Here is a 24,653-nt window from a genome sequence, read left to right as displayed (position 1 = left end):
AAAAACGAATGGAAAGTGCCTTATTTTTGTTTGAATAACTAATTCATCGTAAAAAATGTAAGTTTTTCAGTGCCCTCCGCAGAAGGCAATCCTTTTTTCGTTTTTTGTTTTTCTGTTTCTATCAATGTGAGGTGTTTTCTCATGTCCAAATGGTTGATTGTCATTGTATTTATAAATAGCGAGGCGTGCTATTTTGCGGAATGTAAATACAATGCGGATAATTGGAACAGGTATAGCATAGCGCATTTTTATGCAAAATAGTGGTTTTTCATCAAACCTTAAATGAAATGTAACGTTTCTGTAGTATTGTTACAAAAATTAAGGTTGCTGTAAGCTTCGCACAATTTTCATGTAAGACATGACTGTTAAAGTAAAAGTATCAAAACGGAGGTGCGAAGGATGAAACCAGTTTTACAAGTCGACAATATTACAAAGGCATATGGTAAAGGGAACAATTTATATAAAGCATTAAACGGGGTAAGCTTTGAGGTGCATCACGGTGAATTTGTTGGTGTGATGGGCCCTTCAGGTGCAGGCAAGTCAACATTACTTAATGTAATCGCAACGATTGATAGTGCAACGACAGGCTCGGTTGTTATTGATGATGCGAATATTGCAACGATGAAAGATGAACAGCTCGCAGACTTTAGACGTGATCATTTAGGTTTTATTTTTCAAGATTATAATTTGCTTGATTCGTTAACAGTGCGTGAAAATATTGTACTACCACTGGCAATTGCCAAAAGACCTGCGGCAGAAATTAATGAGCGAGTTCAAAAAATCGCAAAGCTTTTTAGTATAGAAGATTTGCTTAATAAATATCCGTACCAAATTTCAGGAGGACAAAAGCAGCGCACAGCTTCATCAAGAGCGCTTGTTACAGAGCCAAAGCTATTGTTTGCAGATGAGCCAACAGGGGCATTGGATTCGAAGTCAGCGACGGATTTATTAGAAAGCTTGAGTGATTTGAACGCCAAGCAGCAATCAACGATTTTAATGGTAACACATGATGCCTATGCGGCGAGCTTCTGTCAGCGCATTTTATTTATTCAGGATGGACAGTTATCGAAGGAAATTTTCCGAGGCGAACAGACGCGTAAGCAATTTTTCCAAATGATTTTACAGGAGCTTACGGTGATGGGCGGTGACGTAAATGACGTTATTTGATTTAGCATTGAAAAATATGCGTCGTAATATGAAGAGCTATGCGCTGTATTTCGGTGCTGTGCTGTTTAGCATCGTCATTTATTTCACGTTCGTGACATTGAAATATAGCGATGATATTAGCGCATTAGCAGATTCTTCAATGAAGGTGCAGGGCATTATGAGTGCTTCCTCTGTCGTGCTATTAATTTTCGTAGCACTGTTTATTATTTATGCCAATTCATTTTTTATTAAAAAGCGTAAAAAGGAAGTCGGGCTGTATTCGCTTCTAGGTGTACGTAAAAAGCAAATTGGCTTTTTATTATTTTTCGAAAATATCGTGCTTGGTATTTTATCACTTGTTATCGGAATTGTGCTTGGCTTTCTATTATCAAAGGGCTTGCTGACAATATTGGTACGTTTGATGGGGCTTGATGCAGTAGCGAGCTTCACATTATCAGGTGCAGCCGTGCTCAATACGACAATTGTTTTTATGGTTGTCTTCTTATTTACATCATTGCAAGGCTACCGTGTAATTTATCAATTTAAACTGATTGAATTGTTCCATGCGGAGAAAAAAGGGGAAAACTTACCTAGAGCGAAATGGGTGGCAACAGTTGCAGGGATTGCCTTCCTCGCATTCGGTTACTGGCTAGCACTTCAAGATTTAATGACATCAAAAATGTGGGCAATGCTCGGTATATCAACACCAATTATTATTGTTTTATCAACCGTTGCAGGTACTTATTTATTATTTCATAGCGCCTTAGTGTTTGTACTAACAAAGCTAAAAAACAATGAGCGTTGGGCATGGCGCGGGCTTAATTTATTAAGCGTTTCACAAATTTTATACCGCATTCGTGCCAATTCAAAAACATTGACAACAATCGCTGTGTTAAGTGCGACGACAATTACTGCTGGTGGGGCGGTATATGGGATGTATTATAACGCAGGAACACAAACGCATCATTATTTGCCAAACACATTTATGTGGAAAGGTGAGGCAGCTGACATTCCATCACAGGATATTTTGTACAATGAAACGATTTATGCAAAGCAAACGGAGCTAAACAGTGATGAGCGCATTTACAATTACACATTTATTGATAATGACACGTATAACAAGCTTGCAAAGCTACAACAACGTGAGCAGTTAGCTGTGCAAAGCGGTGAGGCAATAATGCTAGATTCATATTATGATGAACGCTTTTCAACGGATTACACTGGACAACAATTCACTGTTGGAGATGTAACGATAAAGGTGAAAGATTTTCGAGTAGAAAGCGTTTTGAATGCCAATGTCATTGCGCAAGTCATCGTTGTTTCAACAGAAGATTATCAGGCATTAGACATTGAAGCAAATGCTTACCAGGTAGTTGCGATGGACAATGACAAAAAGCAAATTGCAGCCTCTAACAAACTACAACAGCAGCTAGGAGATGAGACGTATTTATCAAGCTTTCCAGCAACCTATAAAGCATCAATTGAAAGCTTAGGCTCGTTATTATTTGTTGGTAGCTTTTTAGGCTTAGTTTTCTTAGTAGCAACGGGTAGTATTATTTACTTCAAAATTATGACGGAAGCTGAAGAGGACCGTGGCAAATATGAAATTTTGCATAAAATTGGTGTAGGTCATAAAGAAATGAAAAAAACGGTACGTGTACAAATTGGCTTTATTTTTACTGCACCGTTAATCATGGGCATTATGCATAGTGCCTTTGCACTTAGCGCATTTTCGGGCTTGATGAGTGCAAACATTGCAGTGCCTGTCATCATATGGATGGCGGTTTATGTAGGGATTTACGCGGTGATTGGGTGCCTGGCACACACACAATTCTCACACAATTTACAATGGGGGCATAGAAAATGAAAAAAGTATTTATTGGGCTAACATCGCTAATTGTTTTAGTAGTTGCGGCGCTTGTTATTATAGCTACAGTCGATTTTAATCGTTTAGGAAAGGACGCTGTCTATGTACAAATTACAGGAGATGGAGATATAGAAAAATTCACAGCATCCGATGGCGAAGTGATGATGATGTATTGGTATAAGCAGCCTGCTTATAAGGAAAGTGGCGAAGCGGTCGATGTAAAGTTTTCAGCAGGTAAAAATTTACGCCAGGATGCGTATTTGAAGCTTTACGTGAAGAAAGGTAATGAAGTAACATCATACGATGAAGTGTCGTATGAGGAATTGCCTGACAAGGTGAAGGAGCAGTTAGTCGCTCCAAACTAATGGTTCTCCTGCAAATATGCAAAGGGGCTGGAAAAAAAGTATTTTAGCCAGTCAAAAAGCCGAACTATTGAAGAAACAATTGTGAAATGTTCCTTCATAGTTCGGCTTTCTCTCTTTATTTGGCACTAATTATGCCTACTATCATTCGGCTTTGTGAAGCGACCATGTAGTTATGTCCCAGCCTCTTTCTTTGTTACAGCCGAATAATAACGCTTGTTCCAATGCCAAGCTCGCTCATTAATTCTACCTCACCACCGTGTGCTTGAATGACATCACGGGCAATCGCCATACCAAGTCCTGTCCCTTTAATATTTTCTGTGTTCGTTCCTCGATAATAGCGTTCAAATACTTGCGGTAAGTCTGCCTTTGCAATACCTTTACCATTATCCCGAATGTGAATAACGGCGGCTCCACCTACTTCCTCCACAGAAACCTTCAAAATAACCTCTTCTTCATTATGCACGAGTGCGTTATAAATAAAATTGAGCAATGCCCGTTTCATTAAATGCGTATCAATACATTTTGTTAGCTTGTCGATTGATGCATTGAATGTAATGTTGCGCTCGCCAAATGTCGCATCATTTAGCACATCGATAACAAGCTCACGTACAAATGAAACAATATTTGTGTCAACAAGCTGTAAAGGCATTTCCTGTTGGCGCAGACGCATTGTTAATGTGAAATCATCGAGCAATTCTCGCATATAAACGGACTTTTTCTCAATAATTTCCGCATATTCTGTCTGTTCTGATGCAGAAATATTGCTTTGCAGTAGCTCCGCATAGCCTTGAATGGCAGCAAGTGGTGTTTTCATATCATGAGAAACATTGCTAACCCATTCGTTGCGCATTTGCTCTAGCTTGCGTCGCTCCTCCTCCTGCAATTTTAAGCTTTCAGCTACATCATCTAAATTATGGAAGATGGAACGGTAAAGCCCTCTGCTATGCTTTGAGTCAACTGCAAAGTTGCGGTTTTTCAGCATGCGAATGCGCTCTATCATTCGATAAATCGGCTTCGTTAAAAAGGAGCTGAAAATAAAGCCGATAATGATGGCAATAAGTAAATCGACGATAATCATAATAAGCGCAAGCTGTGCAGTAAATTGCGTGATCGAGCTTGTGTTGGAAGTGATAACAATTTTCGATAGATTGCGGTCTTGAATACCGACTAAATACATTATGTCATTGTGTTCTGCCACAAATGTAGAAACCTGATTTTCATCGCGGTATTTATAAGCATGGACTAATTCCACTGGTGTGTAATGCACAGGTGCGGTGGCGGGTGCAAGTGCATTGCCAATAACATTACCATTGTCATCTAAAAATTGTAGCCATGCATTGCGTTCTTCCAATGCAGCAATCCCTTTATCTGAAATAACGGGCTCTCCATCTACCTCTGTAATATAACGTGCAAGTGTGCGCGTGAAATCAGTTGCAGAGGCAGGATGCTCCTCACCAGAGCTATAGTACGCATAGAACACAAGTGCAATGATGGCATTTACTAAAATAACACAAAACACTGTGCAAAGTATGGCCATTAAAAAGCGACCTGTTAGCTTCCATCTCATCATGCCTCCCTCCTTATTTCGCTACGAAGCGATAGCCCAAGCCTTTAACTGTTGTAATATAAATAGGGTTAGAAGGATTGTCCTCAACCTTTTCACGTAGACGACGAATATGCACCATCAACGTATTATCTGCACCGAAAAAATCCTCTCCCCATACTTGTTGAAACAATGTTTCCTTGCTTAAAATGCGATTTGGATTGCGCAAAAAACACGCCATTAAGCCAACTTCCTTTGCTGTTAAATCGAGTGCTGTGCCCGCCTTATATACCTCTGTTGCCTCCTCATTAATTGAAAACGGACCAACCTGTGTAGTGAGTGCTTCAGACTGTGTGTGATAGCCAGCTCGACGTAGCTGCGCTTTTACGCGATAAGCAACCTCCTTTGGGCTAAATGGCTTTGTAATATAATCATCGCCACCAATAGCAAGCCCGAGCAATTTATCAATTTCATCTGATTTTGCTGATAAAAATAAAATGGGTATATGAGATACTTCGCGTACTTTTTTACATAAATCATAGCCCTCTCCATCAGGTAGCATGATGTCAACTAATGCGATATTTGGAGCATGCTGCTGAAACATGTCCCAGCCTTCTGTAACAGAGCCTGCGCTGACAATGTTTGAAAAGCCCTCCTTTTGTAGAGTAGTTATTAGTAAATTTCGTAAGTCTGCCTCATCATCTATAATTAAAATGCATGGCTGTTCCATACAAGCACCTCTCTCATCATTACTATTCCTTTTTAGTATAGGGGATAGTGAAAGGGATGTGAATTTTTAGTGTCATTACTACTGCAATTGACAGAATATTCTTTGAAAAATGCATAAATGCTTGTACTATAATTTTCCACTCGTTAAACTAGTAATATAAAGTATAGAAAGGGATGGTGGCTTTAATGACGAATGAACAACCACTCGAACAAGAGCAAGTCGAAGCAATTAAAGCGGTAGAAACGATTTTTGTGAATGAGTTTACGAATGGTGTATTAGATCCAAATAAGCCGATGCTTGGTCCGTTACGAGATGGCGGTACAATCATTGCAAACACAGCGCCAGGCTGCTGGGGACCAATGCTAACACCTGAAATACGAGGCGGACATGAAGTAACAAAACCAGTATACATAGAGGGTGCTGAAGTTGGGGATGCACTTGTCATTAAAATTAAATCAATTCAAGTAACATCCATTGCGACTGCATCAGGTACAGATGAAGCATTGTCCGATCGTTTTATCGGTGACCCGTTTATCAAAGTAAAATGCCCAGGCTGTGGTAAATTGCATCCACAAACAAAGGTGCAAGGGATTGGAAAGCAGGCAATTCGCTGTGCTATTTGTGATACAGAAACAGCTCCTTTTGCCATTACAAACGGTTATACGATGGCATTTCATCATAATGAGAAACTAGGTGTGACGGTTGGTAAGGAGGGGGCACGTAAAATTGCCCTTGAAGCGAACAGCTATATGCGCATACCTGAAAATTCAAAGCAAAACCCTGTTGTTAGCCTTGCTCCTGCTGATTTAGTTGGTGTGCTAGCGAGAATGCGCCCGTTTTTAGGGCAGCTAGGTACAGTACCTTCAAAGGCAATGCCAGATTCACATAATGCAGGAGACTTTGGTGTAGCGTTAATTGGTGCACCGCATGAATTTATTGTAACGGCAGAGGAGTTAGCAGAGCATAAAACAGATGGGCATATGGATATTAATCGGGTACGTCAAGGAGCTACTATAATTTGCCCAGTAAAGGTAGATGGGGGTGGCGTTTATGTTGGCGATATGCATGCAATGCAGGGTGATGGTGAAATTGCAGGGCATACGACAGATGTGTCAGGCATTGTTCAGCTACAAGTAAGCGTGTTAAAGAAAGTAGCGATTGATGGACCTATCATTTTGCCGAACGAGGATGACTTGCCATATACAGCGAAGCCATTTACAAAAGAAGAAAAGCGCTTAGCACGGGAGCTAGCTGAGGAATATGGCTTAAAGCAGCTAGAAGAAGCGTTTCCGATTTCCGTTGTTGGCACTGGAGCTGATTTAAATATCGCGACAGAAAATGCAGTCCAACGTGCGGCAGCTTTATTCGATTTATCTGTTGAGGAAATGAAAAACCGCATTACGTTAACGGGTGGAATTGAGGTTGGTCGTTTGCCAGGCGTTGTGACAGCTACCTGTCAAGTGCCAAAATCACTTTTAAAGCAGGCAAAAATATTTAAATCAGTAAAACAGCAATATGATTAGCAGTGACTGTTTGGAAGGTAGAGTAATATGCTATCTTTCAAACAGTCACTATTGCTTTAACTAGATAGCCCAAATTCGCACAAAAAACTACAGCAACCTTACCATCTGTTTGATATAGTAGAAATAGAATGATGTGATTAAAGGAGGAAAGCATATGCTACAAATAGACGAGCAGTTGTACAGCATAGCGCATGGGCAAATAGGGGAGCCCTTTATGCGTGCAATTGCCACAGTTTCGAATGAAACGTCTAGCATTTGGGGTGAGCTTCTTCCAATAAAACAAATTTTAGTGAGCGATGAACTGGCATTAGCTTTAGTGAAAAGCTACTGTATTGAAGATATTGCAGCTTTTTCAAATGTTGAGCAAGGTGTGAAAAAGGTGCTACAAGATTTATTGCAGCACAATTATGATGCTCAGCTATTGCAATATATGGCACTCCACCAATCTATTGAAGTACAAAATCTGCTCAGATTTTTAACTGGAATGGAAATAACATTACCTGAACAGGAAATTCAATATTTAGCAGTTTATAAAATTGCAAACCAATGGCTAATTCACCCAATTTGGAGACAGGACAGCGATTTTTGGTGTCAGTTACATGCTAAAAAGCTATATAGTTTATTTATGCAAGTTGATATTGCCTATATACAAAGCCCGGCATTGCTTATTTTACAATTACAAAAAGCGCTAGCAAGCATCTCGATGTCCAAAAACCGTATTGCAACAATAATCCATCAAATCATCGATAATATTACAAAGAGCAATGAGCTATCCTATGAATTAAAAATGCTGCATTTAAGCGATGTAATTATCCACTTTACAAGTGGCTCCAAACATTTTCAAAAGCTAAGAAAGCGCATCGCTAAGCTTGAGACAATGTGGCTTGAAGGTGAGTGGGCGTTAACGGAAAAGGAGCGGACATTGCTTGCCTATATATTATTTGAGGAGGCAGTCTCTCGTAAGGATGCTGAGCAAATATTAGTGCACGGGCTATTTTTAATCGAGGAGGATCGTTTAAATAATCATATTGTTGAATTGATGGTGGAATATAACGAAGTACTGAAAATTATTCCGCCACAGCCTGAAACGATTGTGAAGGCGTATAATAAAAATTGTGGGGAATTCATTTTTTATTATGTTATTGAGGCACTTGTTAAAACACAGCAGTTTGACCGTGTAATCAGCTTATTAAAGGATTATGAAATCGCATCATGTACAGAGATTTATCAATACATAAATAAGGTGCAGGATGAGGATTTATTACATAAAATTGAGGCTAGCGTGCAAAGGGGGATTGCATGTATTGTCGATGGCTCCACACAGCATGTGAGGCAATCTTTAGTGAAATGGCAAGAATCCTACTTGATGAAAAGAGGGCCCTATGCCGAAATTGTTGTAATGACTTCAAAGCATGTATGTCATATTTTAAAGTCATTATGGGCAACAGAGCAGCTTGAGTTGTTTGAGCGGCTAATAGAAATTTATCGGAAGTATTTATTTGTACCAGCTCATTTTCAACAGCTCCGTGCATTTGTTGCCGCAACAGTTCGGTCAGATGACTTTTGATATGGACGCAATTGGAATATTGTGCATCGGCTTAGAGCGTGGGATAAACACATAGCGACTTAGCTCTCCTTTATAACAAAGATGCATATAAGGAAGCTTGCCTAAATCAGTTGGCTTCATAAAATATGGGCATAAGCCATCCAAGTTAAAGCCAGCATCCTTCAGTAAAGTGGCTATGAATTGTGAGCAAAAGAATGCCCATTCACGTTCTAGCTTAATGCGACATGCTACGCCAATTAAACCAATGAAATTGTAGCGGAATTTGTCCATATGCTGCTTGAAAAATTGAATTTTTTGTTGTAATAATTCGTACTGCTCGTCCGTTACATTGCATTCGTAAATTGCGCAATTGGCGGAACGCAACAATTTAGAATGGATATTTTCTTGCACAAAGCCTCCAATAAAAGGATTGTTTTCGAATTTTCGACCAAAGCTATACATCTCGGTTAAATTGCGATCAAATGCAATAGAGACATGATTGAAATTTTCTTGTGTATAGAGTTGTATGGCGCGAGAAAGAATGGAGCCGGTTTCCGTTAATACAATATAAATTACTTTACCCATGAAAATCACCTCAATATCACAATAGCAAACAAAAATGAAGAAATAGTATCATTAATAATTAAAAAAGTCTTAATATTTAGTACGTTTAAAATGCAAAAAAGATTCATCATATGAAAGAATATTTTTTAATAGAAATAGTGATTGTGTTAATGTAGTTTGTTTAACAGTAAAAATTTTAAATACTTTAAGCATCATAATAGAGAATACCTTTTATTTCAAGGCTTGAAAAAATCTTTCTAGCAGTAACGAAGCTTTTTATTTATATATTAATAGTAAAGAAATTTCGCATTTTCAGTAATGACCTATCTATGTATCTTTGACTAGGTCTTGAGGCTGAGAGACTTTGATTAAGATGAAAGTAGATTATATGCTACAATTTACGTATAAATACATAAAAATTTGGGGTGGGAAATATGGATTTTTTAAAACAGCCGTTTCATTCACAACGCTATACGCATTTTGCGCGTAAAGGGATGGTAGCAACATCACAGCCACTTGCAGCACAAGCTGGCTTAGAAATTTTAAAGAAGGGCGGGAATGCAGTAGATGCAGCAATCGCAACAGCAGCAGCTTTAACGGTTGTTGAACCAACGTCTAACGGCATTGGAGGAGATGCCTTTGCGATTGTTTGGATGAATGGAGAAATACATGGCTTAAACGGTTCAGGACCAGCTCCAAAGTCTATTTCAATTGATGCTGTTCGCGAGCGAGGCTTTGAAAAAATGCCTGTTTACGGCTTGCTACCTGTTACAGTTCCAGGAGTACCAGCATCTTGGGCAGCATTATCCAAAAAATTTGGCAAGCTATCGCTGCTTGAAACATTAACACCAGCAATAGAATATGCAGAAAAAGGATTCCCGTTATCACCAATTTTAGGTCAATATTGGGAAAGGGCTTATGCAAAGTTTAAGGAATCTTGCACGTCTGAAGAATTTGAAGCATGGTTTGCAACATTTGCACCAAAAGGACGAGCGCCAAAAGTTGGTGAAATTTGGTCATCGCAAGGGCATGCAGACACGCTACGCTCAATTGGGGAAACAGATGCACGCAGCTTTTATGAGGGCGAGCTAGCTGATAAAATGGATGCTCTTATGAAGAAGCATAATGGTTTTTTAACGAAGGAAGATTTAGAAAGCTACGAGCCAGAATGGGTGGAGCCAGTTTCTGTTAACTATAGAGGCTATGATGTGTGGGAAATTCCGCCGAATGGTCACGGGATTGTTGCAACGATGGCACTTAATATTTATCAGCAGCTAGAACAGCCGAAATGGCATGATGCTGATACATTGCATGCACAAATCGAGGCGATGAAGGCAGCATTTACAGATGGCAAGGCATATATTACAGAGCAAGCAGATATGCCTGTGACAGTTGATTATTTACTATCTGAGGAATATGCAAAATTCAAGGCATCAGAGATTACAGCATATGCAGCGAATCCACAGCCGACGAAAATTCCATCAGGCGGAACAGTGTATTTAGCGACAGCGGATGCAGATGGCAATATGGTATCGTATATTCAAAGTAATTATATGGGCTTTGGCTCTGGCGTTGTTGTACCTAATACAGGCATCGCATTGCAAAATCGCGGCTATGATTTTTCTTTAGATGCACAAGCACCGAATGCCTTAAAAGGTGGTAAACGCTCGTATCATACAATTATTCCAGGGTTTTTAACAAAGGATGGCAACGCTGTTGGACCGTTTGGAGTAATGGGTGGTTATATGCAGCCACAAGGGCATATGCAAGTCGTATCACATACAGTGGACTTCGACTTAAACCCACAGGCAACGCTCGATATGCCGAGATGGCAATGGACAGGTGAGAAGACAATATTAGTGGAGCCTCATTTCCCACAATATTTAATTGAGGAGCTACGTCGTAAAGGCCACAATATCCAAATAAGCGAATCTGGTGGCTTCGGTCGTGGGCAAATTATTTGGCGTAACGAAGACGGTGTGCTGATGGGCGGTACAGAATCGCGCACAGATGGGCATATTGCAAGTTATTAATGATGTAGTTGAGATTTAAAGAAATTCCTTCTTTATATAGGATAGGGCTGTAGGGCAAGGTAATACCAACCTTGTCCTACAGCCCCTTTCATTAACGTTTGCGTGCTAACACACGCTTCGCAGCTTCAGCTACATGTATAGGTAATAATTCATGTTTATTTAATAGCTCATCATTATCTGCTGATTCGGAATTACGATCTTTGACACCAACAAATTCGATTGGGGTAGGTTCATTGGCTGCTAAAATTTCAGCTACAGCGCTGCCTAAACCACCGTAAATGCTATGCTCCTCTGCCGTGACGATTGCGCCAGTACGTACAGCTGCTTGAATAATTGCCTCTTGATCAATTGGCTTAATCGAAGGTAAATGCAAGACAGCCGCTGAAATATTTTGTTCTGCTAAAATTTCTGCTGCTTCTAATGCACGGCTTGTTTGCGTTCCTGTTGCTATAATTGTTAAATCTGTACCTTCACGTAATTGAACGCCTTTGCCTACTTCGAATTGATGTTGCTCATCAAAAATAACTGGGTAGTTGTCACGTGCTAAACGAATATAGACAGGTCCGTTATATTCATTTGCCCATTTAATCATCGCTGCTGTTTCTACTGCATCAGCAGGAGCAAGTACAGTCATATTCGCTAGCGTTCTGAAAATAGCAATATCCTCTAAGGCTTGATGGGATTTCCCCGTTAGCCCTGTTAGTAAGCCGCTATATGCACCAATCATTTTCACATCTAAATTTGGTTGTGCAATTTGAACTTGAATTTGATCAAGGGCACGTTTTGACATAAAGGCAGCAAATGTAGCCACCCATGGCTGTAGCCCAGTTGTGGCTAATCCAGCCGCAACGCTTAACATATTTTGCTCGGCGATGCCCATTTGCAAAAACTTCTCTGGCAATTTTGTTGCCACCGTATCGATTTTTGTTGATGTCGCTAAGTCACCATCTAATACATATACCTTTTCATCAGATTGTGAGATTTCTAATAGAGCCGTACTAAATGTATCGCGCATTGACACCTTTTTAAGTTCAGAAATTTTCATTTATAATCCTCCTACAGCATTTAATTCCGCTAGTGCATTTGCTAGTTCTTCATCCGATGGAACTTTAGAGTGCCATAAATAGTTGCCCTCCATGAAGCTAATCCCTTTTCCTTTGACCGTATCTGCAATAATTACTGTAGGCTTCTCCTTCGTTGATTTTGCTTCCTCAAATGCTTGTAAAATATCAGCATAAGAATGCCCATCAATACGAATAACATGCCAGCCAAAGGCAAGCCATTTTTCCTCGAAAAGGTCGTTCGGTGCAGAGCGCTCTGTATCTGTTCCAGGCCAGCCGTATTGCTGCAATTTATTGTAATCTACAATAACAACAAGGTTATCAAGGTTGTACTTTGGTGCAATGAAAGCAGCTTCCCATACTTGACCTTCCTGTGATTCCCCATCACCAATCATGCAATATGTGCGGAAGCCCTGATTTTGTAATTTCGCTCCTAAAGCCATACCAACTGCTGCTGAAATCCCTTGACCTAAAGAGCCTGTAGACATTTCAATGCCTGGGAGGGCCTTCATATCAGGGTGTCCTTGTAATCGAGAGTTTAAAGAATCAAAAGTAAACAGTTCCTCGTTTGGTAAGTATCCTCGTTCAGCAAGAACCGCATATAAACCAATGGCAGAGTGTCCCTTTGATAGGATGAAGCGGTCCCGCTCAGCATCATTTGGATTGCTTGGGTCAACATTCATCTCGTTGAAATAGAGCGTTGTTAATATATCGATGGCAGATAGCGGGCCTCCAATATGCCCAGCTCCTGCATGATGTACAACCTTTAATAAATCTTTTCGTGCATTTGTAGCCTTTTCTTGTAGTAAGTTAATGACTGACATAAAATTCCTCCTTAAATTCAAAATGAGTAAGCGCTTAACCAATGTCGGGAATTATATATTCACCAGCTTGTCGAAGAAATAATCTTGAGCAGGTGAGACATCTTCCTCTAAAAGAGGAGTTAAATAGTTTGAAAATGCACCTTGAATCGTATTCATTGTGCTGTTGTACCATTCTATTGGGAAATGCTTTTCAACATCTACAACATTTTTTAAGAAAACTGTGCCGTAAACAGGGGCATAACTAGTACCTTCTTGGCGGATTAATGTCACCATGACATTGTTATTACCATTCTGCACAGCTTCCCAGGCGTTCATACCGAGAGTATACGCTTCTTCCACATCGACAATAGATAGACAGCTTGTGCAGCATCTTTGCCAAATGCTCGTATCGATATAGCGAGTTGAAATGCCGAGATTTTGATGAATTTGTTGTTTAAGCGTGTAAGATACACCACCTAATTTTGGTCTATTCAGCGTATCAAAAAGAATATTATCTGAGCCGATTAATCTCTCGTTTTTATCACGAATACCTTCAGAAACAATAAGAAGTGTATGGGCACCATTGTTTTTATTTTTCTCGATATTTTCCAAGCACTGCTCCATATTAAACGGAACTTCTGGTATATAAATGAGCTGCTGGCAATTGGACTGAGGGTTTGCTGCCAATGAGCAAGCGGCAGCTAACCAGCCTGTGTTGCGTCCCATTGTTTCTAAAATAGTTACTTTTTTAGGAAACTCATAGCTAGCAATATCAAATGTGATATCACGTGTACAAGAAATCAAAAACTTCGCTGCACTCGCATAACCCGGTGAATGATCAATTAAATGTAAATCGTTATCAATTGATTTCGGAATGCCAATCGTATACAAATCATAATTATTGTTGCGAGCATATATGCTAATTTGATGTGCAACATGCATGGAGCCATTGCCACCGATATAAAATAAGTAACGGACATTTAAAGCTTTAAATACATTGATAATTTGTTTTAAATGTTGCTCGTCTACTTTTAATCGGCATGTTCCAAGCACTGCACCTGGCGTGTACTTAATGTTATGAAGCTGTTGCTCTGAAAGGGCATCAAGGCGAACAAAGGTGTTTTGCAATAAGCCTTGAAGACCGCCTTTTGCTCCATAAATAGGAATATCAGCTTTTTTACGTATAGCGGTAACAAGTCCCGCTAATGAGCTGTTAATAACGGCTGTTGGGCCACCTGATTGAACAACCATAGCTGTTCCGCGAATAATAATCGCCTCCTTCAAGATAAGTTAAGCGCTTAACCTAATTTTACGTTATTATAAAATGAATTTTTAGAATTTTCAACTACAAAATTAGATTTTTTACTGTTTCCCTTTCAATAATTTTAGTTTTCAACGTAATAGTTTGATGTGCGTTATCGCCGTTAATTGCATTCATAAGCAATTGAACTGCCTCTGTCGCAATTTCTCGCTGTGGCTGTTCAACTGTTGTTAAAGCAGGCTCAACAATTTGTGCAAAAATACTATTATCAAAGCCGATGATGGAAATATCCTCAGGAACCTTTAGATTAAGCTTTTTACAAGCTTTAATAGCGCCTGTTGCCATTAAGTCATTGCATGCAAAAAATGCAGTTGGCTTTATAGGAGAAACCTTCATAATTTGCTGTAGGCTTTTAAAGCCATCTTGAATTGTTGATTCTTTTGCATAATAATGCTCATCCATAGGCACAAGCCCATTTTTGCGCATTGCATCTGCATAGCCTCGATAGCGTTCACGGTTACTCCAAATATTACGTGCAATAATCGCTATTTGCTGGTGCCCTCGTTCAATCAAGTAAGAGGTAGCACGGAATCCGGCGTCATAGTCATTAATTGATACAAGATTTAGTTGTTTACCAGGTGCATTTCTAGCAACAAGTACAATAGGGATATTCATTGCCTGTATTTTTTCTATCGCTTCAAAGCTTTCAAAGCCAGATGCTAAAATAAAACCATCAACATTTTTTTGTAGTAATAAAGATACATACATTTCCTCTTTCTCTGTAATATAGTCTGTACTGCAAATAACAACATTATAGTTAAAGCTACTAGCCATGTCTTCAACATATCTTGCTAGCTCAGAAAAGAATGGATTCGCTAAATCTGGTAAAATAAAGCCAATTGTACATGTTTTTTTGCCCATCAAGGCAGATGCCATCAAGTTAGGTTTATAGTCTAGCTCTTTAATAACATCATTAACCTTTTTACGTGTTTTATCACCAATTCGTCCAGTATTATTAATGACTTTTGATACTGTAGCGATGGAAACATTTGCTGCCTTTGCGACATCGTAAATATTTACTTTCATACTGTAAAACCTCATTTCTATATAGTAATCACGGTTATTTTTAGCGCTAAGCCTTGTAAAAATAAGACGTATTATCGTTATTTTAAACCCAAATTATGGATAAGAGCCTAATAAATTAAAGTATATCTTTTGAGTTAGAATACCATGATTTTTTTCTTTAGCAATAGATTTTATAAAAGGATTTCGGGATACATATATTAAGGATAATAGTTCTGAATTTTTGGAAAAACAAGAAAATTACTTTATTTTAGATTAAATTTAATATTGACTTTTTTTATAAGCACTCCATATAATCGTATGTAAACCTTTACATCGAATTTTAAAGGAGTGGAAATCATTGAGCAAAAAAGAATTTTTGATTATTAACGGCGAGCAAATTGACACAAAAGAGCAAATTGAAGTAATAAATCCAGCAACAAATAATGTGATTGGCACGGTACCAAAGGGCGGTAGTGAGGAAGCAAAATTAGCGGCTGACGCAGCGTATAATGCGCTTGATGCTTGGTCAAAATTAACTGCTGAAGAACGCTCAAACCTACTGCAAAAATGGTATCAATTGATTGATAACAATAAAGAGGTAATCGGGAAAATTATGACGGAAGAGCAAGGTAAACCGTTAGCAGAGGCAATTGGTGAAGTAAATTATGCAAATAGCTTTATTTCTTGGTATGCAGAGGAAGGCAAGCGAATTTATGGGCATACTGTTCCTTCGTCAAGTGTGGTTAAGCGCTTACTCGTTATTAAACAGCCTGTAGGTGTGATTGCAGCTATTACGCCTTGGAACTTCCCAGCTGCAATGATTACACGTAAAGTAGGTCCAGCACTTGCGGCAGGCTGTACAGCAGTGATTAAACCAGCATCGCAAACGCCATTTACTGCGATTAAATTAATTGAACTAGCACATGAAGCGGGCATTCCGAAAGGTGTACTAAATATTGTGACAGGAAACGCAGGTGCTATCGTTAAAGAATGGATGAATGATAGCCGTATTCGCAAAGTAACGTTTACTGGTTCTACAGAAATCGGCAAGCAGTTAATGGAGCAGGCTGCACAAACAGTGAAGAAAATTTCATTAGAGCTTGGCGGACATGCACCATTCATTATTACAAAACATGCTAATTTACAATTAGCGGCTGAAAATTTAATTAAATCGAAATTCCGTAATGCAGGACAAACATGCGTATGTGCCAATCGCATTTATGTGCATAAGGATGTAGAGGAAGAGTTCGCAAATATTTTTGTAGAAGAAGTAAGGAAATTAAAAATTGGAAACGGTCTTGAAGAGGGCGTTGTCATTGGACCATTAATTGATGGAAATGCGGTTAATAAAGTAAAAGCGCAATTACAGGATGCGGTTGATAAAGGTGCGGTTATTTTGACAGGGGGCAAAGAATTAACAGATAGTCCAGGCTATTTCCTAGAGCCAACAGTTATTTCCAATGTTTCTGACGAAATGGAATGCATGTATGAGGAAACATTTGGTCCACTAGCACCGATTACAACATTTGAGACGGTAGAGGAAGTACTGCAACGAGCAAATAATACACCATTTGGTTTAGCTGCTTATGTATTCTCTGAAAAAATTTCCGAGGCAGTACGTATTTCTGAAGGCTTGGAATATGGCATTGTCGGCTTAAATGATGGATTGCCATCTGTAGCACAAGCGCCATTTGGTGGTTTTAAAGAAAGCGGCCTAGGTAGAGAAGGCGGATTATGGGGCATCGAGGAGTTTTTAGAAGTTAAATATATTTCTGTAGGCATTGAATAAGGGGGATTTATAAATGCAAGCACTGTTAAAAACGAAAGGCGGCGTAGGCAATATCGAGGTTGGAACAGTAGAAGAACCGACTTGTCATGAACATGAAGTAAAAGTCGAAATTGCTTATACAGGTATTTGCGGAACAGATTTGCATATTTATCATGATACATTTAAAAGCTACCCACCTGTTATACTTGGCCATGAATGCTCAGGTGTCATCGTCGAAACAGGAAAAGATGTTCAAAACTTAAAAATAGGAGATCGCGTCACAGTGCTTGGCTCAACAGAGCGTACTTGTGGTAAATGTGTTCATTGTAAAACAGGCTATTACATGTTTTGTGAGACACGCCGAGGAATGGGACATGGAGTAGATGGTAGTTTTACAAAATATCTTTCTATTAAGGAAGAGGCAGTTTATAAACTACCTAAGCACGTATCCTTGCAAGAAGGTGCTTTAGCAGAGCCTTTAGCTTGTGCTGTACAAGCAATTGAGGAGCTAACAGATATTAAAAGTGGCGATATTGTCTTATTGTCTGGTCCGGGTCCAATTGGTTTAATTTGCATGTCGTTATTAGCTATCAAAGGTTGTAAAGTGTTAGTAAGCGGTACAGATGTTGATGCACAACGCTTAGAAATTGCTAAGGAGCTTGGTGCTGCACGGGTAATTAATGTGCAGCAGGAAAATTTAGCAAATATTGTAGCTGAGGAGACGAACAATCAAGGTGTTGATATTACGATTGATTGTACGGGAGCCCCTATGGCGATTAGTAGCTGTTTAGAGCAAGTGAAAAAGCGAGGGCAGCATATTCAAGTAGGGATTGTTGGGAAAGCGTTTACCCTAGATTTCGATACGATTTTATACAAGCAATTGCAAGTATATGGGTCATTAGCACACTCTATAACAACTTGGGAAAGAGTGATGAAAATTTATGATCAAAATCAAATCAATCTAAAGCCTATTATTACACATGTGATGAACTTAAATGATTGGCAAAAAGCATTCCAATTATGCGAGGAAAAGCAATGTGGCAAGGTGCTTATTCAATATGATGAATCAACAAATTTGGAGTGATAAATTGTGAGGACAGTAGATCGAAATCAAAAAATGCAAGTTGCAAGTTTAATTGGGCTTTCACAAGTAGAAGTAGATTACGACACAATACCTGAGGTGCTGCCAAACGAAGTGTTAGTAAAAGTAGAAGCTGTAGGCATTTGTGGCTCTGATATACACTATTATCAACACGGACATATCGGTGCAAGAACCGTACAATATCCCCATATTCAAGGACATGAATTTGCTGGTACAGTTGTTGAAATCGGTGAAGAAGTAACAAATTTTGCTGTTGGTGATCGAGTGACAGTTGAACCAGGAGTTCCATGCCGTAAGTGCGAAAAATGTAGAAATGGCAAATATAATCTGTGCGATAAAGTGGTCTTTTTATCAACACCACCACATAAAGGCGCATTACGTCAATATGTTAGCCATCCTGAGGATTTCGTATTCCCGATTCCAGACGAGCTAACATTTGAGGAAGCCACATTGGCGGAGCCATTATCTGTCGCAATCCATGCATTAAGACGGGCAAATCTACGCCCAGGGATGCGTGTTTTAATCACTGGAATGGGACCAGTAGGGTTAATGTGCGCCTGTGCAGCAAGCTTCTATAATGCGAGTGAAATCTTTGTTACGGATATGGTTGAACATAAATTACAAGTCGCTGTTGGATTAGGTGCAACAAATACTGTCCATATTCCTGCAGAGGAAATTCCAAAGGATTATTTCGATATTGTTATTGAAACGTCTGGCGCAAAACCTGCAATTCAAAGCGGTATTCAAGCATTAAAAAAGGGTGGCAAACTCGTAAGTATCGGCTTCCCTAAGGGTGCGGAAGTACCAATCGATTTAACATTAATGCTACAACGAGAATTAGATTTAATTACCGTGTACCGCTATGCGAACACATTCCCGTTAGCAATTACTATATTAAAAGAGTTAAAAGAAGTTATTGGTACAGTCATTACATCTACTTTTGAGTTAAAAGATATTAGTGAGGCAATGAAGAAGGCGACGGAAACGCATTTGGATTCGATTAAAGTCATTGTTTATCCAAGTAAATAGAGGGGGCTATAACTGAATGAAAACTTATCGAATTGCAACAATCCCAGGGGATGGTATTGGAAAAGAAGTTGTGCCAGAAGCGATGCGTGTACTAGATGCATTAGCAGAGCTAGATGGGGGCTTCCAATTTGAGTGGGATATTTTACCTTGGGGCTGCGATTATTATTTAGAGCATGGTGAAATGATGCCTGAGGATGGGCTAGAAATATTAAAAAAATACGACCAAATTTTCTTAGGTGCTGTAGGATTGCCAGAATTAGTACCAGACCATATTTCATTATGGGGCTTATTAATAAAAATTCGCAGAGGGCTGAAGCAACAAATTAATGTGCGCCCTGCGAAATTATTACAAGGCTTAGAATCACCATTAAAAAACCCTGGAAGCTTTGATATTGTCGTTGTTCGTGAAAATTCTGAAGGCGAGTATTCTGATAGCGGTGGTCGTATGCATTCAGGGAGTGATGAAATTGCGATTCAAAATGCGGTATTTACTCGCAAAGGTACTGAGCGTGCTATCGCCTATGCTTGCGAATTAGCATCAAAGCGCTCAAAGAAAATAACGAGTGTCACAAAATCGAATGGCTTATCGCATAGCATGCCATTCTGGGATGATGTTTTCCATGACGTAGTCTCTAAATACGATGAGTTGCAGCAGAGTAGCGCACATATCGATGCAATGGCTGCTTATATGATTATGAAGCCTGCAGAATATGATGTAGTCGTAGCATCCAATTTGTTCGGTGATATTTTAACGGATATTGGTGGTGCGATTATGGGAAGTATCGGTATTGCACCTGCTGCCAACTTAAATGTAGAAAGAGAATACCCATCTATGTTTGAGCCTGTACATGGCTCAGCACCCGATATCGCTGGCTTAGGTGTAGCTAACCCATTAGGGCAAATTTGGACAGGTAAATTAATGCTAGATTTCCTTGGGCATGAACAATTAGGTGAAAAGCTTCTCTCGGCTATTGAATACACATTGAAATCAAATATTAAAACGAAAGATTTAAAAGGCTCTGCAACAACAACAGAAGTAACAGATGCTTTAATTGCATATTTAAAACAATCTTAATTTCACAATATTTAATCATAAAAAAGGGGTTATCTTATGAAAAAACTAATAATGGTTATGATGTCGGCTCTATTAATGGTAATTTTAGCTGCTTGTGGTTCTGATAAAAAGGAAGGGGCTACAGGTGAATCAGGTAAGCAGGTTGTTCTCGATTTAAGTATTCCTGAACCGGAGGATGCGAAATTTGGTTTAACAGCAAAAAAATTTAAAGAGGAAATTGAAAAATTAACGGACAATCAAGTAACAGTAAAAATCCATGCGAACAACTCTTTAGGTGGAGAGCGTGAAGTATTTGAATTAATGGGCATGGGTTCAGCTGATATGGCAATCCAATCAGTAGGACCTGTAGGGAACTGGGTGCCAGAATTTAACGTATTAGACTTACCGTTTATTTTTGATAATCGCGAGCATGCATACAGCGTATTAGATGGCGAGATTGGTGAGGGTTTGAGTAGTAAATTTGAGACAGAAGGTAATGTAAAGACGTTAGGCTGGTTAGAAAATGGCTTTGTTGCTACAACATCAAATAACGCGATTAACAGTGTTGAAGATGTAAAGAAAATGAAAATCCGTGTTCAAGAAAATGAAATTCAAATCGACACATGGAAAGCATTTGGCGCAGAGCCAACACCAATGGCTTGGACGGAAGTATTTACAGGCTTACAGCAAGGTGTTATTGACGGACATTCAAACTCTTTAGCAACAATCCAATCTTCAAAGATTTTTGAAGTACAAGATTATGTGGCGGAGCTAGGAGATCGTTTCAGTGCTGCAACAATTTCAATTAGTACAAAAACATTTAATAGCTTAACGCCAGAACAGCAAGAGGCGGTAGTAGAAGCAGGTAAAGTAGCAGCTGAATTCGGTCGTCAAGCAAACCAAGACAAAATCAATGAAGCGCGTGAATTTTTATTAGAAAATGGCAATCAAATTACTGAGCCAGACAAGGAATCATTTAAAGCAACTGTAACTTCTGTATATGAGAAATGGGCTCCTAAGCTTGGCGAAGAATTAATTGAAAAAATCCAAAATACATCATATTAAATATTGCTAGTTGCATTCTAATTGCGAAAACAGCACTTTGTAACGAATGTATACCGTACAAAGTGCTGTTTTTAATAGCCAAATCATGAGAGGTGAAACATATTGAAAGCTGTACTACGAGGATATATACGTATCGTAGATATCATTAATAAAGCAATGGGTTACGTGTTGATGGCTATGTTGGCAGTAATGACTGCTATTATTTTCTGGCAAGTGTTTTCTCGCTTTGTTGTAGGCTCTTCATTAGCTTGGTCAGAAGAGCTATCACGATTTTTAATGATATTTATGATTTTTATTGGTGCTTCACTAGCACTTAGAGGAAATGAACTAATTTCGGTGGAACTACTGCTTGAGAAATTGGCTGGAACACCGAGAAAAGTATTAGTAATTATTATTCAACTTGTTTCAATTGTTTTCTTTATTATTTTAATTAAATATGGCTATGCGATGGCAGAGAGCTTTAGTAATCAAAAAGCACCTTCATTAGGCGTATCCATGCAAATAATTTATTTATCTTTACCTTTAGGTGGAATATTAATGCTTATCAATTCAATTGCATGCATGATTGAAGAGTTTGTAGGGAAGGGAGAGAAATAAATGTTAATCGCGTTTTTCGTGTCACTTTTTGTTTTTATGTTTTTAAGTGTACCAATTGCATTCTCCCTTGGCCTTTCAACGGTAATAGGGGTATTAATGCATGATACATTGCCATTGGAAATCATACCACAGCGAATTTTTGTATCGTTAAACTCATTCCCATTAATGGCGATTCCATTCTTTATTTTAGCAGGGAATATTATGGGTGCAGGAAGCATGTCTAAACGACTTGTGAATTTTGCTACATCTTTAGTAGGACATTTCACAGGTGGTTTAGCGATGGTTGCTATTGTAACATCGATGTTCTTTGCTGCCATTTCAGGCTCTGGAGCTGCAACAACAGCGGCAATTGGCTCGATTTTGATTCCAGCGATGATTGCCAAAGGCTATAAAATTGAATATGCAGCAGCGAACCAAGCGGTAGCGGGCGCTCTTGGAATCATTATTCCACCAAGTATCGCGATGATTTTATACGGTGTTGCGGCAGAGGTTTCAATTGGTGACTTATTCATTGCAGGTATCCTGCCAGGTTTATTAATTACATTCTCTCTATTAGTAAGCGCTTTATTTATTGCAAAAAAGAATGGCTATGTTGGAGAGGAGAAGAAGGATTTCCCTCAAATTTTCCAAGCATTTAAAGAAGCGATTTTAGCAATTTTAATGCCGTTAATCGTATTAGGTGGAATTTATTCAGGTGTGTTTACACCAACGGAAGCTTCAGTAGTAGCTGTTGCATACTCTGTTTTTGTTGGCATGTTTGTTTACCGAGATTTAACAATTGCTAAATTAGGACAAGTATTTAAAGAGAGTGCTGTGAATAGCTCTGTTATTATGTTAGTCATTGGGGCTGCGGGAGTATTTGGCTTCTTTATTGGTATTAACAGTGTGCCTGATATGATTTATGATTCTATCTCATCGTTCGTAACAAATAAATACGTATTCCTAATTATGGTCAATATTATTTTATTTATTGCAGGTATGTTCTTAGAGGGTGGAGCAGCGATCCTAATTTTAGTACCATTATTGTTAGGAACAGCTTTAAATCTAGGCATTGATCCAGTACACTTCGGTATTATTATGGTATGTAACTTAGCGATTGGATTAGTAACACCACCAGTCGGTATCGATTTGTTCGTCGTCGCCAAGCTGACCAATGTCAGCATTATGAGGATTGCGAAATTTGCTATACCATTGATACTTATTTTAATCGTTGATGTATTAATTATTACATTCGTACCAGCTCTATCTACATGGCTACCGTCTCTCATTAAATAGAGATATTTAAAAGCCCAAGCTACAGAATTGAAGTGATTCTGTAGCTTGGACTTTTTTTGTTATTTATAAAACCCGATTGTAAAGTACGGAATATTTGTGTTTGAGAATTGTACACCGATAAATGAATGTGCGAATTTTGCTTGTAAAATATTTTCGCGGTGACCAATGGAATTCATTAATGCTTCATGTGCATGAATTGCACTGTATTGACCATAAGCTAGGTTTTCACCACTTGCTGTAAATTTGATACCGCCAGCCTTCATGCGATCCCAAGGCTGTTTACCATCCTTGCCTTTATGGTCAAAGAAATTATAGTAAATCATATCTCGGCTATGCTGACGACCGACAAAATTATATTGTGATTCATACAATAACGCTGGTACGCCATTTGCTACACGCGCTTGATTCATTAAATGAAATGCTAATTCTTCGAAGCTGTTGCGCAAATCATTGGAAGAAGCGCTAAAGAAGCCTTTCTTTGTTAGCTCAGTTTTCTCTGTCACCCATAAAATAGAGCGCACTGTGTTTTTAGCATGTAAATCATAGAAAAACGTTACATATTTACCGTCGATGAAATATGTGCCAGAAGTTACTTTGCCATTGCCATCTACATAACTTTGTTTGTATGCTGTGTTGTTTTTAAGAATGCTGTCAACGGGCTTGCCATATTTTTTTGTGACTGTACTGCTTGAATCGCCAATTTTAATGCCAAATAAGCTTTGTCCTTTACGTGTATCATAGCCACCAACGACCTCATTATTTTTGCGTCCAACTAAATAAAAGTTTTTGTAATCCTTTTTCTCCATTTCCCACATCATATCGTATTCTGAGTGGAACTTTTTATATACCTTTTGCTGAGCAGCGGTCACCTTTGTTTTCGTAACCTGTGAAGTAGATGTACTGGCATCTACATGGGTAGTTGTGGAAGATATAGTAAAGATAGAGCAAGCGACAACGATTGCGACTAACCATTTTTTAAACATAGTATAGTAACCCCTTTCTTTAAATAACTTACAAATGAGTGAATATCATTAATATGCTAGTTTAAAATGAAAGTGTATTTGACAAAGTTGCTTGTTTAAAAATTTCCTGGTAATTATAAGAGGGGTAAAACAATACATTCACATCATAAAGCACATTATTTAACAACAATACTACTATGAAAAGCTTGTCTCTACTATAGTGGAAAAGGTGTGAATATAAGTGCCGATTATTTATGCAATAAGAAGATAGTTTTATATTTGAGATATGTAATT

The 24,653-nt window shown here is 38.7% G+C and carries 21 protein-coding genes; 13 read left to right on the top strand and 8 right to left on the bottom strand.

Annotated elements, in window-relative coordinates; genetic code table 11:
- Window positions 1-399 precede the first annotated feature (399 nt).
- From M3Z76_RS09965 to M3Z76_RS09955, 3 genes are read left to right on the top strand one after another with little or no spacing between them, the layout of a single operon-like run.
- Window positions 400-1,167 carry an ABC transporter ATP-binding protein gene (locus tag M3Z76_RS09965; RefSeq protein ID WP_293926079.1) on the top strand — a complete coding sequence of 256 codons (768 nt, stop codon included), beginning with the start codon at window positions 400-402 and terminating at the stop codon, window positions 1,165-1,167.
- Window positions 1,154-3,013 (top strand): FtsX-like permease family protein, encoded by a 1,860-nt coding sequence (locus tag M3Z76_RS09960; RefSeq protein ID WP_293926077.1) that lies wholly within the window; start codon window positions 1,154-1,156, stop codon window positions 3,011-3,013. The genes M3Z76_RS09965 and M3Z76_RS09960 overlap by 14 nt, the downstream gene beginning before the upstream one ends.
- Window positions 3,010-3,378, top strand: coding sequence for a YxeA family protein (locus M3Z76_RS09955; protein ID WP_293926074.1), 369 nt, complete (start codon window positions 3,010-3,012; stop codon window positions 3,376-3,378). The genes M3Z76_RS09960 and M3Z76_RS09955 overlap by 4 nt, the downstream gene beginning before the upstream one ends.
- 193 nt (window positions 3,379-3,571) lie before the next feature.
- Here M3Z76_RS09955 and M3Z76_RS09950 read toward each other — a convergent pair whose 3' ends face one another.
- Together M3Z76_RS09950 and M3Z76_RS09945 are read right to left on the bottom strand one after the other, a co-directional pair.
- The gene (locus tag M3Z76_RS09950; RefSeq protein WP_293926072.1) at window positions 3,572-4,948 is read right to left on the bottom strand and encodes a sensor histidine kinase; all 1,377 of its coding nucleotides are present in this window, start codon (window positions 4,946-4,948) and stop codon (window positions 3,572-3,574) included.
- Window positions 4,949-4,958: 10 nt separating this feature from the next.
- Window positions 4,959-5,651, bottom strand: a complete 693-nt coding sequence (locus M3Z76_RS09945; RefSeq protein WP_293926070.1) for a response regulator transcription factor — start codon at window positions 5,649-5,651, stop codon at window positions 4,959-4,961.
- Window positions 5,652-5,836: 185 nt separating this feature from the next.
- Here M3Z76_RS09945 and M3Z76_RS09940 point away from each other — a divergent pair, with 185 nt between their 5' ends.
- Window positions 5,837-7,174, top strand: a complete 1,338-nt coding sequence (locus M3Z76_RS09940; RefSeq protein ID WP_293926067.1) for an acetamidase/formamidase family protein — start codon at window positions 5,837-5,839, stop codon at window positions 7,172-7,174.
- A gap of 154 nt (window positions 7,175-7,328) precedes the next feature.
- Window positions 7,329-8,741: a hypothetical protein gene (locus tag M3Z76_RS09935; protein WP_293926065.1), complete on the top strand. Its 1,413-nt coding sequence runs from the start codon at window positions 7,329-7,331 to the stop codon at window positions 8,739-8,741.
- Here the strand turns inward: M3Z76_RS09935 and M3Z76_RS09930 are convergent.
- A complete protein-coding gene (locus M3Z76_RS09930; protein WP_293926063.1) occupies window positions 8,727-9,305 on the bottom strand; it encodes a hypothetical protein in 579 nt (192 codons plus the stop codon). The genes M3Z76_RS09935 and M3Z76_RS09930 overlap by 15 nt on opposite strands.
- Before the next feature lie 413 nt (window positions 9,306-9,718).
- On the opposite strand from M3Z76_RS09930, the gene M3Z76_RS09925 reads away from it, so the two are divergent.
- Window positions 9,719-11,317, top strand: a complete 1,599-nt coding sequence (locus M3Z76_RS09925; RefSeq protein ID WP_293926062.1) for a gamma-glutamyltransferase family protein — start codon at window positions 9,719-9,721, stop codon at window positions 11,315-11,317.
- Between the two features lie 91 nt (window positions 11,318-11,408).
- Here the strand turns inward: M3Z76_RS09925 and M3Z76_RS09920 are convergent, their stop codons facing one another.
- The 4 genes from M3Z76_RS09920 to M3Z76_RS09905 all read right to left on the bottom strand — a co-directional run bounded on the left by M3Z76_RS09920 (window position 11,409) and on the right by M3Z76_RS09905 (window position 15,528).
- Window positions 11,409-12,362, bottom strand: a complete 954-nt coding sequence (locus M3Z76_RS09920) for a transketolase family protein (RefSeq protein ID WP_293926061.1) — start codon at window positions 12,360-12,362, stop codon at window positions 11,409-11,411.
- Complete coding sequence (locus M3Z76_RS09915; RefSeq protein WP_293926059.1) at window positions 12,363-13,202, bottom strand: transketolase; 840 nt, start codon at window positions 13,200-13,202, stop codon at window positions 12,363-12,365.
- Window positions 13,203-13,253: 51 nt separating this feature from the next.
- Window positions 13,254-14,465 (bottom strand): diphosphate--fructose-6-phosphate 1-phosphotransferase, encoded by a 1,212-nt coding sequence (locus M3Z76_RS09910; RefSeq protein ID WP_293926056.1) that lies wholly within the window; start codon window positions 14,463-14,465, stop codon window positions 13,254-13,256.
- A 61-nt stretch (window positions 14,466-14,526) separates the two neighbouring features.
- Entirely contained in the window at window positions 14,527-15,528 is a 1,002-nt protein-coding gene (locus tag M3Z76_RS09905) for a LacI family DNA-binding transcriptional regulator (RefSeq protein ID WP_293926054.1), read from the bottom strand.
- A 355-nt stretch (window positions 15,529-15,883) separates the two neighbouring features.
- Between M3Z76_RS09905 and M3Z76_RS09900 the strand changes: the two genes are divergently transcribed.
- The 7 genes from M3Z76_RS09900 to M3Z76_RS09870 all read left to right on the top strand — a co-directional run bounded on the left by M3Z76_RS09900 (window position 15,884) and on the right by M3Z76_RS09870 (window position 23,397).
- Window positions 15,884-17,296: an NAD-dependent succinate-semialdehyde dehydrogenase gene (locus M3Z76_RS09900; protein ID WP_293926089.1), complete on the top strand. Its 1,413-nt coding sequence runs from the start codon at window positions 15,884-15,886 to the stop codon at window positions 17,294-17,296.
- Between the two features lie 13 nt (window positions 17,297-17,309).
- Window positions 17,310-18,359 (top strand): zinc-dependent alcohol dehydrogenase, encoded by a 1,050-nt coding sequence (locus M3Z76_RS09895; protein ID WP_293926053.1) that lies wholly within the window; start codon window positions 17,310-17,312, stop codon window positions 18,357-18,359.
- Window positions 18,360-18,365: 6 nt separating this feature from the next.
- Window positions 18,366-19,406 carry an NAD(P)-dependent alcohol dehydrogenase gene (locus M3Z76_RS09890; RefSeq protein WP_293926051.1) on the top strand — a complete coding sequence of 347 codons (1,041 nt, stop codon included), beginning with the start codon at window positions 18,366-18,368 and terminating at the stop codon, window positions 19,404-19,406.
- 16 nt (window positions 19,407-19,422) lie between these two features.
- On the top strand, window positions 19,423-20,481 hold the full coding sequence (locus M3Z76_RS09885) for a tartrate dehydrogenase (RefSeq protein ID WP_293926049.1): 1,059 nt from the start codon (window positions 19,423-19,425) through the stop codon (window positions 20,479-20,481).
- Window positions 20,482-20,517: 36 nt separating this feature from the next.
- A complete protein-coding gene (dctP, locus tag M3Z76_RS09880; protein ID WP_293926046.1) occupies window positions 20,518-21,525 on the top strand; it encodes a TRAP transporter substrate-binding protein DctP in 1,008 nt (335 codons plus the stop codon).
- A gap of 102 nt (window positions 21,526-21,627) precedes the next feature.
- Entirely contained in the window at window positions 21,628-22,122 is a 495-nt protein-coding gene (locus M3Z76_RS09875; RefSeq protein ID WP_293926043.1) for a TRAP transporter small permease, read from the top strand.
- A complete protein-coding gene (locus M3Z76_RS09870) occupies window positions 22,123-23,397 on the top strand; it encodes a TRAP transporter large permease (RefSeq protein WP_293926040.1) in 1,275 nt (424 codons plus the stop codon).
- A gap of 59 nt (window positions 23,398-23,456) precedes the next feature.
- Here the strand turns inward: M3Z76_RS09870 and M3Z76_RS09865 are convergent, their stop codons facing one another.
- Complete coding sequence (locus M3Z76_RS09865; protein ID WP_293926038.1) at window positions 23,457-24,380, bottom strand: CAP domain-containing protein; 924 nt, start codon at window positions 24,378-24,380, stop codon at window positions 23,457-23,459.
- Window positions 24,381-24,653 lie beyond the last annotated feature (273 nt).

This window comes from Metasolibacillus sp. (genome assembly GCF_025291715.1).
Classification (GTDB): domain Bacteria; phylum Bacillota; class Bacilli; order Bacillales_A; family Planococcaceae; genus Metasolibacillus; species Metasolibacillus louembei.
This window is presented reverse-complemented; position numbering and strand designations above follow the sequence as displayed.

What these genes read in the sequence shown, in the direction of transcription:
- M3Z76_RS09945 (WP_293926070.1), bottom strand. Translation starts at nt 5,651, where the DNA reads ATGGAACAGCCATGCATTTTAATTATAGATGATGAGGCAGACTTACGA.
- dctP (WP_293926046.1), top strand. Translation starts at nt 20,518, where the DNA reads ATGAAAAAACTAATAATGGTTATGATGTCGGCTCTATTAATGGTAATT.
- M3Z76_RS09920 (WP_293926061.1), bottom strand. Translation starts at nt 12,362, where the DNA reads ATGAAAATTTCTGAACTTAAAAAGGTGTCAATGCGCGATACATTTAGT.
- M3Z76_RS09870 (WP_293926040.1), top strand. Translation starts at nt 22,123, where the DNA reads ATGTTAATCGCGTTTTTCGTGTCACTTTTTGTTTTTATGTTTTTAAGT.
- M3Z76_RS09935 (WP_293926065.1), top strand. Translation starts at nt 7,329, where the DNA reads ATGCTACAAATAGACGAGCAGTTGTACAGCATAGCGCATGGGCAAATA.
- M3Z76_RS09895 (WP_293926053.1), top strand. Translation starts at nt 17,310, where the DNA reads ATGCAAGCACTGTTAAAAACGAAAGGCGGCGTAGGCAATATCGAGGTT.
- M3Z76_RS09965 (WP_293926079.1), top strand. Translation starts at nt 400, where the DNA reads ATGAAACCAGTTTTACAAGTCGACAATATTACAAAGGCATATGGTAAA.
- M3Z76_RS09885 (WP_293926049.1), top strand. Translation starts at nt 19,423, where the DNA reads ATGAAAACTTATCGAATTGCAACAATCCCAGGGGATGGTATTGGAAAA.
- M3Z76_RS09950 (WP_293926072.1), bottom strand. Translation starts at nt 4,948, where the DNA reads ATGATGAGATGGAAGCTAACAGGTCGCTTTTTAATGGCCATACTTTGC.
- M3Z76_RS09955 (WP_293926074.1), top strand. Translation starts at nt 3,010, where the DNA reads ATGAAAAAAGTATTTATTGGGCTAACATCGCTAATTGTTTTAGTAGTT.
- M3Z76_RS09925 (WP_293926062.1), top strand. Translation starts at nt 9,719, where the DNA reads ATGGATTTTTTAAAACAGCCGTTTCATTCACAACGCTATACGCATTTT.
- M3Z76_RS09930 (WP_293926063.1), bottom strand. Translation starts at nt 9,305, where the DNA reads ATGGGTAAAGTAATTTATATTGTATTAACGGAAACCGGCTCCATTCTT.
- M3Z76_RS09915 (WP_293926059.1), bottom strand. Translation starts at nt 13,202, where the DNA reads ATGTCAGTCATTAACTTACTACAAGAAAAGGCTACAAATGCACGAAAA.
- M3Z76_RS09865 (WP_293926038.1), bottom strand. Translation starts at nt 24,380, where the DNA reads ATGTTTAAAAAATGGTTAGTCGCAATCGTTGTCGCTTGCTCTATCTTT.
- M3Z76_RS09905 (WP_293926054.1), bottom strand. Translation starts at nt 15,528, where the DNA reads ATGAAAGTAAATATTTACGATGTCGCAAAGGCAGCAAATGTTTCCATC.
- M3Z76_RS09960 (WP_293926077.1), top strand. Translation starts at nt 1,154, where the DNA reads ATGACGTTATTTGATTTAGCATTGAAAAATATGCGTCGTAATATGAAG.
- M3Z76_RS09940 (WP_293926067.1), top strand. Translation starts at nt 5,837, where the DNA reads ATGACGAATGAACAACCACTCGAACAAGAGCAAGTCGAAGCAATTAAA.